Source organism: Jeotgalibacillus soli (assembly GCF_000829435.1).
GTDB lineage: Bacteria > Bacillota > Bacilli > Bacillales > Jeotgalibacillaceae > Jeotgalibacillus > Jeotgalibacillus soli.
In genome coordinates, this window is record NZ_JXRP01000009.1 from 11,872 (window position 1) to 31,223 (window position 19,352).

The window sequence follows — 19,352 nt, forward strand, 5'->3', positions numbered from 1 at the left end:
TTACATCATTATGAAAACGTGTTACAATTACGTTTGGTGTGCTTTGAATTTGAATATAAGGAGGAACCTTTGGGTGAAAAAACGAATATTACCCCTCATGTTAATTGTGGGGCTAGTAACCCTTTTAACTGGATGTATGGAAATTAATCAGCCGATCACATCCGATAGTGAAGGGATATGGAATAAGTATTTTGTTTATCCATTGTCATGGCTTATTACGTCATTTGCTGGATGGACAGGAGGCAGCTTTGGTCTTGGAATTGTTATCGTGACCCTTCTGATCCGTTTTGTTCTACTGCCATTGATGATTAAACAAACAAAAAACACAAAAAGAATGCAGGAAATTCAGCCAGAAATGTTGAAGTTACGAGAAAAGTATTCTTCAAAGGATGCACAGACGCAGCAAACGCTTCAAAAGGAAACAATGGCTATGTTCCAAAAACATGGTGTAAATCCTTTAGCTGGTTGTTTTCCTTTATTGGTGCAAATGCCAATTCTGATTGCGTTCTATCACGCGATTGTCAGAACCACTGAAATTGCTAACCATAGCTTCCTTTGGTTTGATCTTGGAGAACGAGATCCTTTCTTTATCCTACCGCTTGTAGCAGGAATCACTACATACCTGCAACAAAAATTCATGATGGCAGGAAATCCAGCTGGAATGAATCCACAATTGCAAATTATGCTGTATTTAATGCCAGTTATGATCGTTATTTTTGCGATCTCTTTCCCTTCTGCACTATCTCTATATTGGGTAGTCGGAAATATCTTTATGATCGTCCAAACGTTGATTATTAATGGAACAGGCAAAAAGCCCGAAGGTTCTGTACAACCGACAGGAGGAGCCAAAAAGTGACTGAAATTACAACCACTGGTGCTACGGTGGAAGAAGCTGTTGCAGAAGCTTTAGTTCAATTGAATATTCAAAAGGAACGAGCAGAGGTTACAGTAATTGATCCTGGAAAAAAAGGTTTTCTTGGATTGTTTGGGTCGCGTCAGGCTATAGTGAAAGTAATTAAACGAAAAGATGCAATTGAAGAAGTAGATCAATACTTGAAGAATATTAGTCTTCATATGGGACTATCTCTTCAAACATCGGTTAAAAAAGAAGGAAAGATTGTGCATTTTCAATTAGAAAGCGACAAAATTGCTCTTTTAATCGGAAAAAGAGGACAAACACTGAATGCTCTTCAATATTTAGCGCAACTTGTTGCAAATCAGCATGCGGAACACTATATGACCGTGATGTTAAATGCAGAACAATATCGTGAGCGCAGACAAGAAACACTTGAGCAGTTAGCGGAAAAGACGGCTGAACAAGCAGTTCGTACTAATCGCCCAGTAAAACTTGAACCAATGCCATCTTATGAACGAAAAATTATTCATAACGTACTGTCATATAGACGTGATATTGAAACGCAATCTGAAGGTACAGAGCCGTATCGTTACCTGATCATTCAACCAAAAAAATAAAAGAAAAAATCCTCTTGCGATCATAACAAGAGGATTTTTTCTTTTAGGCTTTGTTTAAAGATCATTGGTGATTTTTGCACTATGTTGATTGGAGCGGAAGGGGTGAGACTCCTGAGGGAGAAGCGAGTCAAAGGGAGACCCCACAAGCGCAAAGCGAATGCCTGAAGAGGAAATCAACAGGCGAGTGTAAAAGAGCTTTATTTTAAATTAATATTTTTCAAATATTTGTCTTTATTTATAAAAAACTGTGCATAAAAATTTTTTTCAATCATCTTCAATTTTTAAAATTTAATCACGCGCTATATAATGCCTCGGAGAAGTTATTCACATGTGGATAATTATAAAATGTTTTCGGCAATCCCATAAATTGTGGATAAAACCAACTCATTTTCTTTTTTTCAGATGTGAAATGTGTTATTCTAAGAATTTAGAGGATCAAAATTATTTCCCTACATTATAGGGTTTTATAGAGCGTTATCAAATATGGAGGAAAGAGGTGAGGTGAGAGTGGAGTTTGACACAATTGCAGCGATCTCGACCCCAATGGGAGAAGGTGCGATTGCCATCGTCCGATTGAGCGGAGATGAATCCTTTTCCATCGCAGATCGAGTCTTTCGAGGTATGGGAGATAAACAGCTGCAGGCTGTACCTTCCCATACTATTCATTATGGGCATATTGTAGATCCAGCTACAGAGACGATTGTCGAAGAAGTGATGGTATCGGTAATGCGAGGACCTAAGACGTTCACAAGAGAAGACGTTATCGAGATAAACTGTCATGGAGGCCTTGTTACGGTTAACCGGGTATTGCAGCTAGTATTGCGACAGGGTGCGCGATTAGCTGAACCGGGCGAGTTTACAAAGCGGGCTTTTCTAAATGGACGTATCGATTTATCACAGGCAGAGGCAGTGATGGATTTAATTCGTGCAAAAACGGATCGTGCGATGAACGTAGCAATGGGGCAGATGGAAGGAAAGCTGTCTAAACTTGTTAAGTTGCTCCGTCAGGAGATTTTAGAGATTTTGGCGCAGGTTGAAGTGAATATTGATTATCCAGAGTATGACGATGTTGAAGAAATGACATTGAAGGTCATGATGGAAAAATCAACGTATGTTAGAGGCCAGATCGAAAAACTATTGGAAACATCTGAACAGGGGAAAATTCTGCGTGAGGGTCTTTCAACTGTTATTGTTGGTCGTCCGAATGTTGGGAAATCCTCTTTATTAAATAGTCTTGTACATGAAAATAAAGCGATTGTTACGGATGTACCTGGGACAACGCGGGACGTTATTGAAGAGTATGTTAACGTTAGAGGAGTGCCGCTTAGACTGGTTGATACGGCTGGGATTCGCGAAACGGAAGATATTGTAGAGAGAATTGGCGTTGAACGTTCTCGAAAGGTATTAAAGGATGCAGACCTTATCCTGCTTGTATTAAATCATTCAGAACCTCTGTTAGAAGAGGATCGCCGCCTGTTTGAAACGGTGAACGGAATGGATGTTATTGTAATTGTGAATAAGACAGACCTTGAACGGGTTATTGATATGAAGGAAGTACAGGAATTGTCGGCTCAGCATCGTCTTGTTACCACCTCATTACTGAAGGAACAAGGGGTAGATGAGCTTGAGGAAGCAATTGCTTCGCTGTTTTTCGAAGGATCACTAGAGGCTGGAGATATGACCTATGTGTCAAACAGCCGCCACATTGCATTATTGCACCTAGCGCTCCAAGCGATAGAAGAAGCAATTCAGGGAGCAGAAATAGGTACACCAGTAGATATGGTACAAATTGATTTAAGAAGAACATGGGAGATCCTCGGTGAAATTATAGGGGATACAGTTCAAGAAAGTTTGATCGATCAGTTGTTTTCACAATTCTGCCTTGGGAAATAAAGAAATTGAAGAAAGAAGGAATGCATCGTGATAAAATTTGAGGCAGGTTCTTATGATGTAATTGTGATTGGTGCTGGACATGCAGGAGTAGAAGCAGGACTTGCTGCTGCTCGTATGGGAGCCAAAACATTAATGTTAACGATTAATTTAGATATGGTGGCATTTATGCCATGTAACCCTTCTGTAGGCGGACCGGCTAAAGGGATTGTTGTTAGAGAAATAGACGCATTGGGCGGCCAAATGGGCCGTACAATTGATAAAACCCATATTCAAATGCGTATGCTTAATACAGGAAAAGGACCTGCTGTCCGTGCGCTTCGTGCACAAGCTGATAAAGTTTTATACCAGCAGGATATGAAAGAAACAATTGAAAATGAACCAAATATCACACTTCTGCAGGGAATGGTAGAAGAATTGATTATTGAAGATGGCGAATGTAAAGGTGTTATTACCAAAACAGGAGCTGCCTTCCGCTCGAAAACGACAATTATTACGACAGGTACATTCCTTCGCGGGGAAATCATTATTGGGGATTTAAAATACTCCAGCGGACCAAATAATCAACAGGCTTCAATTGGTCTTGCTGAGCATTTACGTAAGCTTGGTTTTGATATTGTACGCTTTAAAACGGGTACGCCGCCTCGAGTAAATAGTCAAACCATTGACTATACCAAGACGGAAATTCAGCCTGGTGACGATGTACCACATGCCTTTAGCTATGAAACAACACAATATATTACAGATCAGCTTCCATGCTGGCTAACCTATACAAATGAAGAAACTCATACAATAATTGACGAAAATTTACACCGTTCTGCCATGTATTCAGGTATGATTAAAGGAACAGGTCCCAGGTATTGTCCATCAATTGAAGATAAGGTTGTACGTTTTAACGATAAGCCGCGTCATCAGATCTTTTTGGAGCCAGAAGGACGTAATACGAAAGAGGTCTATGTACAAGGTCTTTCAACAAGTTTGCCAGAAGATGTACAGCAAAAAATACTAGAATCGATTCCAGGTCTTGAAAAAGCACAAATGATGCGTGCTGGGTATGCTATTGAATACGATGCAATCGTACCAACACAGCTATGGCCTACGTTAGAAACAAAAAAAATTCCGAATCTCTATACAGCAGGTCAAATTAATGGAACCTCAGGATATGAAGAAGCAGCCGGTCAAGGATTAATGGCCGGAATCAACGCGGCTCGCCGTGCTTTTAAGAAAGAAGAGGTCATTTTAAGCCGTTCAGATGCTTATATTGGTGTTTTAATAGATGATTTGGTGACAAAGGGAACGAATGAGCCATATCGTTTACTCACATCCCGTGCGGAGTATCGTTTATTGTTACGTCACGATAATGCAGACCTTCGCTTAACCGATATTGGACACAATATTGGGTTAATACGAGATGAACGTCATGCACGTTTTGTAAAGAAAAAAGAATTGATTGATGCTGAGTTAAAACGTCTGCACGCAGTCATCATCAAACCGGATGAGAAAGCACAAGCATTGCTGGAAAGCATAGGGAGCAGTATTTTAAAGGACGGTATTCGTGGAACAGACCTTTTAAGACGACCTGAAATCACGTACAATCATATTAAAGAGCTAGCTCCTTCAGGACTTGAGCTATCTTTGGATGTAGAAGAACAAGTAGAAATTCATATCAAATATGAAGGTTATATCGAAAAATCACTTCAGCAAGTTGGTAAATTGAAAAAAATGGAAAACAAAAAGATTCCGGATGGCATTGATTATCATGCGATTACAGGTCTTGCGAGCGAAGCGCGTCAAAAGCTGAACCAAGTACGCCCGCTTTCCATTGCACAAGCATCCCGAATCTCCGGGGTTAATCCATCTGATATCTCGATTTTACTCGTTTATATAGAGCAAGGACGTATAGCAAAAGTATCAGGTGAATGAGGTAAAGGAGACCATTTATGAATGTTGAGCAATTTCAACGGCTGTTAAAAGAGAATGGCATTGAGCTTTCTCAAAAACAGCTCGATCAATTTGAACGATACTATGAATTGCTTGTTGAATGGAACGAAAAAATGAATTTAACCGCTATTACAGATCGTGAAGAAGTCTATTTAAAGCACTTTTATGACTCCATCACAGCAAGCTTTTTCATGGACTTAACACAACCGCTGACCATCTGTGATGTTGGAGCAGGAGCCGGATTTCCGAGCATTCCATTAAAAATTTGTTTTCCGCATCTTGAGGTTTCAATCGTTGATTCCTTGAATAAACGAATTACGTTCCTTAACCATTTAGCGGAAGAGCTTAAACTAGAAAATGTTCATTTTCACCATGATCGAGCAGAAACGTTTGGACAAAATAAAAGTTATCGGGAGTCCTATGACCTCGTTACTGCAAGGGCAGTTGCAAGACTTTCTGTTTTATCAGAGCTATGTATGCCGCTTGTAAAGAAAAATGGACAATTTGCAGCGATGAAAGCAGCTAGTGCTTCCGAAGAGATGACCGATGCAAAAAAAGCCATAAAAATACTAGGTGGAGAGGTTCGAGAGGTTCATACTTTTGAACTTCCCGTTGAGCATAGTGAACGTTCAATCATCGTGATTCAGAAATCATCCTCGACGCCAAAAAAATACCCACGCAAGCCAGGGACTCCTAATAAGTCCCCCATGTAAGGGGAAAAATTCTATCTATGTTTCACGTGAAACATAGATAGGGGTTTGGCAATAGAGGATGCGAGTTTCTTAAAGGTGGTGTGTCTTGATGAAGACTCCGTTTTCACGGATCTTTGGCCTTGGCGAAAAGGATGAACCAATAAATTCAGAAGCCTTGGAAGAAAAAGAAGAAGTTAGACAAATCGATATTCATCTAATCTTACCAAACCGTTTTCAGCCGAGAACAATATTTGATGATGAAAAAATAGAAGAGCTAGCTAGAACGATTCATACGCACGGCATTATTCAACCGATTGTTGTCCGTGAAAGTGGAGAAAAGCAGTTTGAGATTATTGCAGGAGAACGAAGATGGCGCGCAATGAAATCACTTGGCTGGGAGAAGGTACCAGCGATTGTGAAGAATTTAAGCGACACCGAGACCGCTTCTGTGGCTCTTATTGAAAATTTGCAGCGGGAAGAACTCTCACCAATAGAAGAAGCGATGGCATATCAAAAGCTGCTTGATCTTCATCATTTAACACAAGAAGCACTTGCTCAACGTCTTGGTAAAGGACAATCCACTGTAGCAAACAAGCTGCGCTTATTAAAGCTTCCAGAGCGTGTACAGGAAATACTTATTCAAAAACAAATAACAGAGCGACATGCAAGGGCATTGATGCCGCTTAAAAATGAAGATCTTCAAGTAAAGCTATTAGAAGAAATTATTGAACGACAGCTTAACGTAAAACAAACAGAAGAGCGTGTTCAAAAATTGCTTGAAGGGCCTGAAAAGAAGAGTCAGCCAAGAAAGCGGGCATTTAATAAAGATGTGCGAATCGCGGTGAATACTATTCGTCAATCTTTATCAATGATCTCTGATTCCGGTATGAAGCTTGATTCCGAAGAGCAAGAATTCGATGACTATTATCAAATTACAATTAAACTACCAAAGAAAAAATAATAGTAAAAGAACAGGTGAGAAGCGGGTTATCATGCGTTTCTCACCTTTTTCTATGGTTTGATAACCTTTCAAGTTCGAATTCTGTTAAAATAAGAACAAGCAGTGTCAATACAATGTAAAAAGGTTTGTCCAGGTGTTTACGCTACAGGACATAACGCTTCAAATACGTTTGTTGCTTGACACATAAGGATAGGTGAAAGACATGGGAAAAATCATAGCGATTACGAATCAAAAAGGGGGGGTCGGCAAAACCACTACCTCAGTCAATTTAAGTGCATGTCTTGCATACCTTGGCAAAAAAGTACTGCTGGTTGATATCGATCCGCAAGGAAATGCATCCAGCGGTGTTGGAATTAACAAAGGTGATGTCGAGCAGTGCATATATGACATTTTAGTTGATGATGTTGATATTCGATTAACCATTAAAGAAACAACTGTTGAAAACCTTTCGATCATTCCAGCTACAATATCACTTGCAGGGGCAGAAATTGAGCTAGTTTCGACAATTTCAAGAGAGGTTAGGTTAAAAAAAGCCCTTCAAGATATTCAAGACCAATATGATTTTATTATTATTGATTGTCCTCCGTCACTCGGTTTATTAACGATCAATGCTTTAACTGCATCAGATTCATTGATTATTCCTGTACAATGCGAATACTATGCATTGGAAGGGTTAAGTCAGCTTTTGAGCACCGTGCGCCTTGTTCAAAAGCATTTGAATAACCGTTTATTGATCGATGGGGTTCTTCTTACGATGTTGGATGCAAGAACGAACTTAGGTATTCAAGTTATTGAAGAAGTGAAAAAATACTTCCAAGATAAAGTTTACAGCACGATTATTCCGCGTAATGTTCGTCTCAGTGAAGCACCGAGTCATGGATTACCAGTTATCCTCTATGATCCGAAATCAAGAGGTGCTGAGGTCTATCTTGATCTGGCGAAGGAAGTGATTAAAAATGGCTAAAGGATTAGGAAAAGGCATTAATGCATTATTTCCAGAGGTGTCGCAATCCATGGATGAACAGGTACAAGAGCTTTCGCTCAAAGATCTTCGCCCTAATCCCTATCAACCGCGGAAGTTATTTCAGCCGGAAGCAATTGAAGAATTGAAAAAATCAATACAGCAACATGGTATTTTGCAGCCAATCATTGTCAGAAAAAGTATTAAAGGATTTGAGATCGTTGTTGGAGAGCGTCGATACCGTGCGGCAAAGGAAGCAAAATTACAGCATGTCCCAGCTGTTGTTAGAGAATTGTCGGACCAGCAAATGATGGAGCTGGCAGTACTTGAAAATTTACAGCGCGAGGATTTAACACCGATTGAAGAAGCAAAAGCTTACGAAACACTAATGAGCAATCTTAATGTTACACAAGACCATCTTGCGAAAACGCTAGGGAAAAGCCGTCCACACATAGCAAATCATGTGCGATTACTGACATTGCCTGAGCCAATCCAAGAGCTTATTACTGAAGGTGCCCTAACTATGGGACATGGACGTACTTTATTAGGATTAAAGAAGAAATCACTGTTGTCTGAAGTTGTTGAGATGGTTATAACAGAAAATATGAATGTACGTCAGCTCGAGAACTATGTTCAGCAGCTAAATGAAAATGTTTCACGTGAAACAAAAAAGAAACCATTAACTCAAAACCTCTATTTAAAAGAACAAGAGAACTTGTTAAGAGAACGTTTTGGTACCGGTGTTGCCATTAAAAAGGGACAGAAAAAGGGGAAAATTGAAATCGAATTTATGACTGATGAGGATTTAGAGCGTATTCTAGATCTTCTTCAGTAAAACAATCAAAAGACGAAATAAAACACGATCTAGTTGCACAATGTGCCTTTAGGTCGTGTTTTACTGCTGATGCACAGCGTTATTTGGACGAAAGAGGTTGCTTATATGGTGCTTTTAGGAACAATCGTCAATGGACTCTTAATTATTTTTGGTACTTTAATTGGAAAATGGCTGCATCGTATCCCTGAAAGGATGAAAACAACTGTGATGTCTGCTATTGGACTAGCCGTTGTTGTGTTAGGACTGCAAATGGGGCTGCAAAGTGAAAATTTTCTTATTGTGATTATCAGCTTGGTTCTAGGTGCAGTATTAGGTGAATGGATTGGGCTTGATCATAAGTTAAATCAAGTTGGTCAGTGGCTTGAGAATAAAATCGGAAAAAATTCAGAGACAAGCATCTCTCAGGGGTTTGTCACTGCTACATTAATCTTTGTGATTGGAGCAATGGCGGTGATTGGGGCTCTGGACAGCGGTATACGCGGAGATCACTCGGTACTCTATACAAAAGCGATCATTGATGGATTTACTTCCATTATATTAGCCTCAACTCTTGGAATAGGTGTTATGTTTTCAGCAATTCCCGTTGTGTTCTATCAAGGACTAATAGCATTATTTGCGACTCAGATTGATCTTATCGTACCAGCTGCTTTAATGGATCAATTTATCATTGAAATGACGGCTACAGGAGGCGTAATGATCTTTGCCATTGGATTAAATCTGGCAGGATTAACAACCATTCGCGTGGCAAATTTGCTGCCGGGCATTGTCGTAGTGGCAGCAATTGTAACACTGCTTTATTATATCTAATAAAATTAGTATTTTAATAGAAATTTCATTCACGTATCATTAACTTAAGTATATGTTATATATTTACGTTTTATTATTTTTTAATATTGTGAATGCCCCTCCCTTTTTATTACAAAGATTCAGTCTAAGTTGCCTGTTGATTACCGCTTCAGGCGCTCGCTTTCCGTGGGCGGTCCGACGTTCCTCGGTGCTATGCGCCTGTGGGGTCTCCCTTTGACTCGTTTTTCCTACAGGAGTCTCACGTATCCGCCCCAATCAACATAATGCCAAAATAAAAAATGATCCTTAACATAGCCAGTAAAAAATAGTTATAGAGCCTTTAAAAAATGCTTACGCAAGTTAATTTTAGAATATACAGATCAAAAGAGCGTTATTAAAAAGCCCTTTTGAATTTAAGAAAAAGTTAATCAATCATATAGTACAGCTACATTTTATCTTAAATTTTATTCCTATAAAGAATATTAGAATAATGAATTATATCTGTAATAATGGAAGCCATTTCCGTCACTAAATATAGACGTGTGTTCTGAAGCATTGCCATTTCCATAAAGCCGCCAACGTTTACGATTCCCATAATATGAATGTTCCCTACGTCGGGCAGTTTTTTATTCACGCCTGCTCCAGGTCGGATCGGCCCATCTCCAACTTCGATAAAACCAACATTTCGATATTGACCAAGACATGCGTCAATTCCAATAATAAATGCGTCAGGATAAAATTCGTAGATGGTCGTCATCGTTTGCTCTAGATTCAATGCGTGTACCGGCTCCTTCAATGTGCCGTATAAGTGAAAATGAGGAAGGTTTCGTTTTTGTAGATTACTGCCGATTAATGGGCCAAGTGAATCACCTGTAGAACGATCACTCCCGACACAGACAAATACAATAGGACAAGAATCCGTTGGATAGCGGGTTACTAACTCCTTGGACAGACGATGTGAGGTTAATGGATCTTCAATATGACTTCTGCATGTAGTAGGTGTATATTGATGAGACATCGATGGCAGCATAATGGCGTTTGCTCCTTCACTGTGTAGTGAAAATCATTATTGATCAATAAGCAAATATTTAATCACCTGACGTTCATTATATAATATCTATCGTTCTTTTTAAAGAACAATCATTTAATTTGTGTTTCTGAGGTTTTATTAATTCTTTTATGTTGGTTAAATTGATAAAATAGACGATAACGTATGAACGACTTATTATATATGAAAAGAAAGAGGAGTTGCAGCATACATGAATACATTTGTTAATGGACTATGGAATCGGTTTGTACAGCTAGTTGCGAATGAAGAAACCTGGGTAACCATTGGCATGATTTCTTTTCAAGTGATTTTTATCATCATTCTCGCTGGTTTGGTTGTACGATTATTAAAATCAATTATACGAAACGTGTTTAAAGTTCGTTCTCGAGCTCCGCTTCGCTTTTCTGAGAGAAGGGAACTAACGCTTCTTAAGCTGCTTGAGAATGTCGTTGCCTATGTCATTTATTTTATTGCGATTTTGACCGTTCTTTCTGCTCTTACCATTGATGTTCGCGGGTTAATAGCGGGTGCTGGGATTCTTGGACTGGCCGTTGGTTTTGGTGCGCAGAACTTAGTGCGAGACATTATAACTGGCTTTTTCATTATTTTTGAAGATCAATTTTCTGTAGGGGATGTTGTAAGAATCGGGCAGGCTGAGGGAAATGTGGAAGAAATTGGTTTGCGGACAACAAAGATAAAAAGCTGGACCGGAGAATTACATATAATACCGAATGGAAATATCACTGAAGTAACAAACTTTTCTATCCATAATAGTGTTGCTGTTGTTGATATAAGTATTGCATATGAAGAGGATTTAAACCGTGCGGAGAAGGTCATTTTAGAACTCTTGGATTCGTTGGAAGGGAAATACGAAGATATCATTATGAAGCCAGAGCTTTTGGGCATCCAAACATTGGCCGCTTCGGACGTTGTGATGCGGGTAACAGCTGAAACGGCTCCAATGAGACACTGGTATATTGCAAGGATGCTTCGGAAAGAGATTAAAAATCATTTTGATAAGTATGGCATCGAAATTCCATTCCCTCGTATGGTCATGTATTCACGACAAGAGGAAGCAGAGAACACAGCAGAGCGTCAAGCAATGAAGAGAACAGAAAGTGAGTAGGGGGGAGCAGAGGTGGAAGAGAAGGAGTACGGCTTAAATGATGTTGTTGAAATGAAAAAACAGCATCCTTGCGGAACGAATTGCTGGAAAATTATCCGTATGGGTATGGATATTCGAATCAAGTGCGAAGGTTGTTCGCATAGCGTAATGATTCCCCGGAAAGAGTTTTCACGAAAGATGAAAAAAATCCTTGTAAAGCACGAGGAATAAATGAAGCAAGCCATTTGACAAGCCTTGAATAGGGAGAGTCAGGTGGCTTGTTTCATTAGATTTATAGATCATCGCTTAGTAATGACTGTCAACGCAATCGTAAAAGGGTTCCACGTGAAACATTTGCACGAATCCCGGAGGCTTGTATTTTGGCTGGTAAATCACTATAATTGTGTGAGGTTTAAACAACGTATTGAATGTCTTTGGACAATATAGATAGAAGAAATTTTGAGGAGTGAAGCACATGGCTCTTACAGCCGGTATCGTTGGTTTACCAAATGTCGGGAAATCGACCTTATTTAATGCAATTACAAAAGCAGGTGCAGAATCTGCTAATTATCCATTCTGTACGATTGACCCCAATGTCGGGATCGTTGAGGTTCCTGACGCTCGCTTGAATAAATTGACAGAGCTTGTCCAGCCGAAGAAAACAGTGCCTACAGCGTTTGAATTTACGGATATCGCAGGGATTGTTAAAGGGGCAAGCAAAGGGGAAGGTCTTGGTAACAAGTTCTTATCCCATATTCGTGAAGTTGACGCGATTTGTCAGGTTGTTCGCTGCTTTGCGGATGATAATATTACACATGTCTCAGGTAAGGTTGATCCAATCGATGATATTGAAGTCATCAACCTTGAACTCATTCTTGCAGACCTTGAAACGGTAGATAAACGCATCGCTCGCGTTGGTAAAATGGCGAAGCAAAAGGATAAAGATGCTGTAGCCGAACTTACAGTATTGGAGCTTGTTAAGGAAACGCTTGAAAATAATCTCCCGGCACGTACAGTTGAGATGACAGAAGAACAGCAGCGTATCGCTCGCCACCTTCATCTTTTAACAAGTAAATCAATGCTATATGTTGCAAACGTTGGAGAAGATGAAATTGCGGATGCTTCTGACAATGAATATGTTCAGCGTGTGCGTGAATTTGCTGAAAAGGACAATGCTGAAGTAATTGTTGTTTGTGCAAAAATTGAAGAAGAAATTGCTGAATTGGACGATGAAGAGAAAGCGATGTTTCTTCAAGAGCTCGGCATTGAAGAATCTGGATTAGATCAATTAATCAGCGCAACATACAACCTTCTCGGATTAGCAACTTATTTCACTGCTGGTGTTCAAGAGGTTCGTGCATGGACTTTTCGCCATGGTATGAAAGCACCTCAATGCGCGGGAATTATTCATTCAGATTTTGAACGAGGCTTTATTCGTGCGGAAACAGTGTCGTATGATGATCTTACAGAGACAGGCTCAATGGCCGCTGCAAAAGAAGCGGGTAAGGTTAGACTAGAAGGAAAAGAATATATTGTAAAAGACGGGGATGTCATTCACTTCCGTTTTAATGTATAAATCAGACGAAAACCAGTTTTTTCATTCATAGGAAAACTGGTTTTTTATAATTGACAATCGGACAGACAATTAAGTTGAAGCTTTTTCGCTCACGGATTTTTGAAAAGAAGAATCGATTCGATACTATTTAGAAGTCAATATCCGATATTAAAAAATTCAGGTTTATATATAAAAGGAAGCAGAGTAGGGAATGAAAATAATTCATGTTGAATATATAACTGTCATTGTATTTCCAACTCTCCTATGATATAATTCTACATTGTGAGTAATGTAAATATTATTCCTTGCTTCTCAATATTGAGGAGCCGCATAGACCATAAGGAGGTGAATGACCGATGAGAAAGTACGAAATTATGTATATTATCCGCCCAGATGTGGACGATGAGCAAAAGAAAGCGGTAGTAGATCGCTTTGCTGAAATCCTAACTTCTAACGGAGCGGAAATCATCGAATCAAAAGAGTGGGGTAAGCGTAGATTAGCTTATGAAATCAACGATTATCGTGATGGTTTCTACCAAATTGTTAAAATTAATTCTGGTTCAGAAGCAATCAATGAATTCGATCGTCTAGCTAAAATCAGCGAAGACATCGTCCGCCACATGGCAATTCGTGAAGAAGAAAAGTAATTTTATAAACGATAAATGATCACCGATGCACAGGGTACTTTATGAAGCAGCCTGATCAAAGGCAAAGGAGTTGATTCTGATGATGAATCGAGTCGTGTTAGTAGGTCGGTTAACGAAGGATCCAGATTTGCGCTACACGCCGAATGGTGTGCCGGTTGCAACCTTTACGCTTGCTGTGAATCGCTCGTTTACGAATCAGCAAGGGGATCGTGAAGCGGATTTTATCAATTGTGTTGTGTGGCGCCGCCCAGCGGAAAACGTGGCTAACTTTTTGAAAAAGGGAAGTCTCGCCGGTGTGGATGGACGAGTTCAATCTCGAAGCTATGATAACCAAGAAGGAAAACGTGTGTATGTGACTGAAATAGTCGCAGAAAGCGTTCAATTCTTAGAACCGAGAAATGCATCATCGGGCGAATCTGGTGGAGGTTATGGCGAAAATCAAGGATACCAGGGTAACCAAAGTAACCAAAGTAACCAAAGTAACAACTTCGGTCAGAATCAACCACGAGAGAATAATCAAAAAAACCAAAATTACACGCGTGTGGATCAGGATCCATTCTCCAATGACGGTCAGCCGATCGACATTTCAGATGATGACTTACCATTCTAAGGTGTAATCTCATAAAAATTTAATCAAGAAGGAGGGGAATCTCATGGCAGGAGGACGCAGAGGCGGACGTCGTCGTAAAAAGGTGTGTTACTTTACATCTAACGGCATCACAAGCATCGACTACAAAGACGTAGATCTTCTTAGAAAGTTTATTTCTGAGCGTGGTAAAATTTTACCGCGTCGTGTAACTGGAACTAGCGCTAAATATCAACGTATGTTGACAATTGCTATTAAACGTTCACGTACAATGGCATTACTACCATTCGTAGCAGGCGAATAAGCGATAAACAGCCGCTGGTCCCCGAGGATCGGTGGCTGTTTTCAAAATGAATAGTGGTTGAATGCCTTCATCCGCTTTTCATGAGATCCAGCTGCAGGCGCTAGCTGCTCAAGATCACAAGGTGCAAGTGGCTCATTGGCAAAGAGCGCCAATACGCCACTTGCACCTTGTGCTTGTCGCAGCTGAGCAAGCGCCTTCCGCTTTTCATATTGGCTCCGTAGCTCAGGGGATAGAGCGACGGTTTCCTAAACCGCAGGTCGGAGGTTCGAATCCTCTCGGGGCCGTTCTTTATATATTTACGAAACAGTAATCCCCCTTATTCTTTTCTGTTGCTCGTCTAACGTGAAAAGAATAAGGGGGATTTGTTGTTTTGCTTTAATGCATCACTTTATCTTAACTCTCATATTCCTTTTGTGAGGGTTTATTGATATAGCAATAGGCTTAATTAGTATATGACATATTTTCATTGCATCGATCATTCACGATCACCGATATTTCTTGAACAAATTTACTTGGAGTTGAAATCATCGATTGAAGCTTCAAGAGCAGATGAATATAGGAGAGGCTTTGCGGTGGTTATGGCATTGGAAGTCTTAAAACTGGCTGAACAGTCTGTGTGTGACAGATGAGTTAAAACAGACATTAGTCATTATAAAGAGAGTTTTGCCCTAAGACAGGAAGTCGATCATTTTCAGATACAACAAGAGGCAATAATTAATTTAATGAACTGACTCTTGAGTCACTCCATATTAAATTGAGAAGAATCAACAAGCGGTATTTATTTTATTTTGTGAAGGATTTTTTTTCCAAATAAAACGAATTAGCGATAAATAGTTGATAGGAAAATGCATCATCGATAGAATTGACATGATACTATTTTCTTATGTAATAAAAAATGACGAAAATAAGATAAATTGATAGAGGTGACTAAATGAATCAATCAAGTACGAGAAAATTGACAGAAGGTGCTATTTTGATTGCATTTTTTGCGGTTCTTCTCCTGATTTCTACGTACGTTCCATTATTGTCGATCGTATCGACTTTATTCTTGGCCTTACCATTTATAGTCTATAGTGCACGATATTCCTTGCGTGAATCTTTTCTTATGCTTGCAGCAGCACTGGGGGTTTCAGCCATCATTAGTACACTCCTCTCACTACCGCTTGCATTAATGTATGGAACGGTTGGTATTGTAATGGGATGGATGATTCAAAAGGGAAAAAGTAAATTCAATATCTTCATCGCTTCTACATTGGTGCTTATTGCCAATATACTTTTAATGTTTGTGGTTTCACTTGTATTGCTTGAACAAAATATCGTTGAACAATTTTTTACATTAATGAATGAAAGCATGGAGAATTCATTCGCGTTAGCAGCGTCATTTGGCCAGGACGTAACACAGATTCGAACAGATTGGACGAGTGCAGTAGTATTATTTGAATCATTGCTGCCCACTCTTATTGTATTCTCAGCTGCATCGGTGATTCTGTTTATTATGATCATAAATTTTCCAATTGTTAGAAGACTTAAAATTGATGTGCCGAAATTTCAGCCATTTCGCGAAATTGTCCTGCCTAAAAGTGTCATTTGGTACTATTTAATTGTGCTGATTATTACACTCGTCAGTGAGCCGGAGGCAGGGAGCATGTTTAGCTTGGCAATTGCAAATTTGCAAATTGCCTTAGAGCTGTTAATGATTGTCCAAGGGCTCTCATTTATTCATTTTTACAGCCATTTGAAAAAATGGAATAAAGGGATAATCATTCTTTTGACGATTTTTGGTCTTCTCTTAAGCCCTTTTACCCGAATATTAGGTATAATAGACTTAGGGTTTGATTTGCGGCATCGCCTGCTGAAAAATTCATAAAAAGTATAAACTTATCTTTAGGCTGCAGAAAATTGCATCTATAGTGATTCATTAATGAGCGCAATTGTACAATATGCAAAGCGCGTTTATGGGGTTTTAATAATGGATATATAGAATTAAATCTTTGCTGAATCGGATAAATCGGTTGTGGGAGCTGAAAGCATGCCAAGTTATTTTCAACATCGGGTGATGCGGAAATTGTTAATTGGCCTCTCGGTATCATTAGGGTTAATAGTTGCAGCACTGGCTTTTTTCAATTTGTGGTTCATGTTAATTGGGCTTGTTGTTTCGGCGCCATTATTATGGGCTGCTTTTCTTTATGAAAGACGTTTTTATGAAGATACCGAAAAGTATATTTCAACTCTATCGTATCGAGTTAAACGTGTCGGTGAAGAAGCACTAATGGAGATGCCAGTGGGCATTCTGTTATTTAACGATGATTTTTTTGTAGAGTGGGCAAATCCGTATTTATCCTCGTTTGTAGAGGGTGGATCTATGATTGGCCGCTCGTTGTACGACGTGGCAGACGTATTAGTGCCAGTTGTCAAAAAAGAAGGATACACAGAGGAAATTGTGTCATGGCAGGGCCGTTTTTTTCGAATTGTACTTAAGCAGGATGAGAAGCTGCTTTATTTTTTCGACGTAACAGAACAGTCTGAGGTCGAACTGCAATACGAAGCGGATCGGACAGTGCTCGCCATTATTTTCCTCGATAATTATGACGAATTAACGCAAGGTATGGACGATCAGGCGCGCAGCAATATTAACAGTGCGGTTACTTCACTATTAAATAAATGGGCAAATGATCACGAAATCTTTATCAAAAGGATATCCTCAGAGCGTTTTATGGCTGTTATGAATGAACAAATCCTTCGTGAGCTGGAGCAAGAGAAATTCACCATTTTAGATGCCATTCGTGAGGACACATCAAAGCAAAATGTTCCGTTAACGCTTAGCATCGGTATCGGTTCAGGTGCCCAGAGCTTACCGGAGCTTGGTGTACAGGCCCAGTCTAGCTTAGATCTTGCTCTTGGACGTGGTGGTGACCAGGTTGCAATCAAACAGCAAAATGGGAAAGTTAAATTCTATGGCGGTAAAACAAACCCGATGGAAAAACGGACAAGGGTACGTGCGCGTGTCATATCTCATGCCCTCCGAGAGCTTATGATGGAGAGCGATAAAGTCATTGTAATGGGCCACAAACGACCGGATATGGATGCAATTGGAGCCGCGATAGGGATTCGTAAAATTGCTCAAATGAATCAGCGTGAAGGCTATGTAGCCATTAATTTTAACGAAATTGATAATGGTGTAAAACGTTTGATGGAAGAGATTAAACAGAAACCGGATCTCTATTCTCATATGATTACCCCAGAAGAGGCACTTGAAGTGGCGACGGAAGACACGCTGCTTGTTGTTGTTGATACGCACAAGCCAAGTCTAGTCATTGAAGAGCGGCTGCTGAATAAGGTAGAAAAGGTTGTTGTCATTGATCATCATAGACGAGGTGAGGAATTCATAGAACAACCTCTTCTTGTCTATATGGAGCCCTATGCATCGTCCACTGCAGAGCTAGTCACAGAGCTGCTGGACTACCAGCCCAAGCATGATAAAATCACGATGCTTGAAGCAACAGCATTGCTCGCAGGAATCATTGTCGACACGAAAAGCTTTACACTGCGAACAGGATCGCGTACCTTTGATGCAGCATCCTATTTAAGAACACTTGGTGCTGATACCATGCTGGTTCAGCAATTCCTTAGGGAAGATGTTTCAACTTATGTTGAACGAGCAAAGCTTATTGAAACTGTATCATTTTACCAGCATGGGATGGCAATTGCTATAGGTGAGGAAGACCATGTACATGACTCCGTTATTATTGCACAAGCAGCCGACACTCTTTTATCAATGGAGGACGTCGCAGCCTCGTTTGTTGTGGCATTGAGGGATGAGAATGTTGTCGGAATCAGCGCAAGGTCTCTTGGTACGGTGAATGTACAATTGATTATGGAAAGACTTGGCGGCGGCGGTCATTTAACCAACGCAGCTACTCAGTTATATGATATAACCATTGAAGAAGCAGTTGAACGCCTTAAACAGGCGATCAGTGAACACATTGAAGGAGGTACGGAAGAACAATGAAAGTAATTTTTCTACAGGACGTTAAAGGTAAAGGAAAAAAAGGTGAAGTGAAAAACGTATCAGATGGTTATGCACACAACTATTTGCTGAAAAATAATCTGGCTGTTGAAGCGAATAATGGAAACGTAAAACAGCTTGAAGCCCAAAAGAAAAAACAGGAACGTGCAGAACAAGAAGAGCTGCAAGAAGCAAAAGACTTGCAAAAAACGATTGAATCACTAACGGTGGAACTGTCTGCCAAATCTGGAGAAGGTGGTCGTTTGTTTGGTTCCATCACGTCAAAGCAAATTGCTGAAGAATTAAAAAAACGTCACCAAATCAAAATTGACAAACGCAAAATCGAAATGAACGATGCAATTCGTACGCTTGGTTATTCCAATGTACCTGTTAAGCTGCATCAAGAGGTTACAGCAACCTTAAAGGTACATGTTACAGAGGAAAAATAAGGAGATGGGTCGATTTTGGTCGAATCCATGCTATACTAGAGAAAAATGTGATCAATTGAGATCACATTTTTTTTGATCAAAACCCTTTTAACGAATATGGGAGGGGGAATGGA

20 protein-coding genes and 1 tRNA gene are annotated in these 19,352 nt (G+C 39.8%); 20 read left to right on the top strand and 1 reads right to left on the bottom strand.

Annotation, left to right across the window (positions count from 1 at the left end; genetic code table 11):
- Positions 1-73: 73 nt before the first annotated feature.
- The 9 genes from spoIIIJ to KP78_RS03215 all read left to right on the top strand — a co-directional run bounded on the left by spoIIIJ (position 74) and on the right by KP78_RS03215 (position 9,560).
- Positions 74-856, top strand: a complete 783-nt coding sequence (spoIIIJ, locus tag KP78_RS03175; RefSeq protein WP_041086275.1) for a YidC family membrane integrase SpoIIIJ — start codon at positions 74-76, stop codon at positions 854-856.
- Positions 853-1,473 carry an RNA-binding cell elongation regulator Jag/EloR gene (jag, locus tag KP78_RS03180; RefSeq protein ID WP_041086277.1) on the top strand — a complete coding sequence of 207 codons (621 nt, stop codon included), beginning with the start codon at positions 853-855 and terminating at the stop codon, positions 1,471-1,473. The genes spoIIIJ and jag overlap by 4 nt, the downstream gene beginning before the upstream one ends.
- Before the next feature lie 483 nt (positions 1,474-1,956).
- Positions 1,957-3,366 (top strand): tRNA uridine-5-carboxymethylaminomethyl(34) synthesis GTPase MnmE, encoded by a 1,410-nt coding sequence (gene mnmE / locus KP78_RS03185; RefSeq protein ID WP_327063154.1) that lies wholly within the window; start codon positions 1,957-1,959, stop codon positions 3,364-3,366.
- A gap of 30 nt (positions 3,367-3,396) precedes the next feature.
- Positions 3,397-5,286 carry a tRNA uridine-5-carboxymethylaminomethyl(34) synthesis enzyme MnmG gene (mnmG, locus tag KP78_RS03190; RefSeq protein WP_041087415.1) on the top strand — a complete coding sequence of 630 codons (1,890 nt, stop codon included), beginning with the start codon at positions 3,397-3,399 and terminating at the stop codon, positions 5,284-5,286.
- A gap of 17 nt (positions 5,287-5,303) precedes the next feature.
- Entirely contained in the window at positions 5,304-6,017 is a 714-nt protein-coding gene (gene rsmG, locus KP78_RS03195) for a 16S rRNA (guanine(527)-N(7))-methyltransferase RsmG (protein WP_041086280.1), read from the top strand.
- Positions 6,018-6,105: 88 nt separating this feature from the next.
- Positions 6,106-6,957 carry a nucleoid occlusion protein gene (gene noc / locus KP78_RS03200; RefSeq protein ID WP_041086282.1) on the top strand — a complete coding sequence of 284 codons (852 nt, stop codon included), beginning with the start codon at positions 6,106-6,108 and terminating at the stop codon, positions 6,955-6,957.
- Between the two features lie 202 nt (positions 6,958-7,159).
- Positions 7,160-7,921, top strand: a complete 762-nt coding sequence (locus tag KP78_RS03205) for a ParA family protein (protein ID WP_041086284.1) — start codon at positions 7,160-7,162, stop codon at positions 7,919-7,921.
- Positions 7,914-8,753 (top strand): ParB/RepB/Spo0J family partition protein, encoded by an 840-nt coding sequence (locus KP78_RS03210; protein WP_041086286.1) that lies wholly within the window; start codon positions 7,914-7,916, stop codon positions 8,751-8,753. Before KP78_RS03205 ends, KP78_RS03210 begins: the two co-directional genes overlap by 8 nt.
- Positions 8,754-8,858: 105 nt before the next feature.
- Complete coding sequence (locus KP78_RS03215) at positions 8,859-9,560, top strand: DUF554 domain-containing protein (RefSeq protein ID WP_041086288.1); 702 nt, start codon at positions 8,859-8,861, stop codon at positions 9,558-9,560.
- Between the two features lie 436 nt (positions 9,561-9,996).
- On the opposite strand, the gene yyaC is transcribed toward KP78_RS03215, so the two are convergent.
- The gene (yyaC, locus tag KP78_RS03220) at positions 9,997-10,569 is read right to left on the bottom strand and encodes a spore protease YyaC (RefSeq protein ID WP_052474515.1); all 573 of its coding nucleotides are present in this window, start codon (positions 10,567-10,569) and stop codon (positions 9,997-9,999) included.
- A gap of 229 nt (positions 10,570-10,798) precedes the next feature.
- On the opposite strand from yyaC, the gene KP78_RS03225 reads away from it, so the two are divergent.
- The 11 genes from KP78_RS03225 to rplI all read left to right on the top strand — a co-directional run bounded on the left by KP78_RS03225 (position 10,799) and on the right by rplI (position 19,239).
- On the top strand, positions 10,799-11,713 hold the full coding sequence (locus tag KP78_RS03225; protein ID WP_041086289.1) for a mechanosensitive ion channel family protein: 915 nt from the start codon (positions 10,799-10,801) through the stop codon (positions 11,711-11,713).
- 12 nt (positions 11,714-11,725) lie between these two features.
- Positions 11,726-11,923, top strand: coding sequence for a DUF951 domain-containing protein (locus KP78_RS03230; protein ID WP_041086291.1), 198 nt, complete (start codon positions 11,726-11,728; stop codon positions 11,921-11,923).
- A 244-nt stretch (positions 11,924-12,167) separates the two neighbouring features.
- Positions 12,168-13,268 (top strand): redox-regulated ATPase YchF, encoded by a 1,101-nt coding sequence (ychF, locus tag KP78_RS03235; RefSeq protein WP_041086293.1) that lies wholly within the window; start codon positions 12,168-12,170, stop codon positions 13,266-13,268.
- A 335-nt stretch (positions 13,269-13,603) separates the two neighbouring features.
- A complete protein-coding gene (rpsF, locus tag KP78_RS03240; RefSeq protein WP_041086295.1) occupies positions 13,604-13,894 on the top strand; it encodes a 30S ribosomal protein S6 in 291 nt (96 codons plus the stop codon).
- Positions 13,895-13,973: 79 nt separating this feature from the next.
- On the top strand, positions 13,974-14,504 hold the full coding sequence (ssb, locus tag KP78_RS03245; RefSeq protein ID WP_041086296.1) for a single-stranded DNA-binding protein: 531 nt from the start codon (positions 13,974-13,976) through the stop codon (positions 14,502-14,504).
- A gap of 43 nt (positions 14,505-14,547) precedes the next feature.
- Positions 14,548-14,784 carry a 30S ribosomal protein S18 gene (rpsR, locus tag KP78_RS03250; protein ID WP_041086299.1) on the top strand — a complete coding sequence of 79 codons (237 nt, stop codon included), beginning with the start codon at positions 14,548-14,550 and terminating at the stop codon, positions 14,782-14,784.
- 211 nt (positions 14,785-14,995) lie between these two features.
- Positions 14,996-15,068: transfer RNA gene (locus KP78_RS03255), tRNA-Arg, on the top strand.
- 168 nt (positions 15,069-15,236) lie between these two features.
- Positions 15,237-15,413, top strand: a complete 177-nt coding sequence (locus KP78_RS20505; protein WP_235420824.1) for a hypothetical protein — start codon at positions 15,237-15,239, stop codon at positions 15,411-15,413.
- A 302-nt stretch (positions 15,414-15,715) separates the two neighbouring features.
- The gene (locus KP78_RS03260; protein WP_041086301.1) at positions 15,716-16,651 is read left to right on the top strand and encodes a YybS family protein; all 936 of its coding nucleotides are present in this window, start codon (positions 15,716-15,718) and stop codon (positions 16,649-16,651) included.
- Positions 16,652-16,813: 162 nt separating this feature from the next.
- Positions 16,814-18,793, top strand: coding sequence for a DHH family phosphoesterase (locus KP78_RS03265; protein WP_041086303.1), 1,980 nt, complete (start codon positions 16,814-16,816; stop codon positions 18,791-18,793).
- The gene (gene rplI, locus KP78_RS03270) at positions 18,790-19,239 is read left to right on the top strand and encodes a 50S ribosomal protein L9 (protein ID WP_041086305.1); all 450 of its coding nucleotides are present in this window, start codon (positions 18,790-18,792) and stop codon (positions 19,237-19,239) included. Before KP78_RS03265 ends, rplI begins: the two co-directional genes overlap by 4 nt.
- Positions 19,240-19,352: the final 113 nt, after the last annotated feature.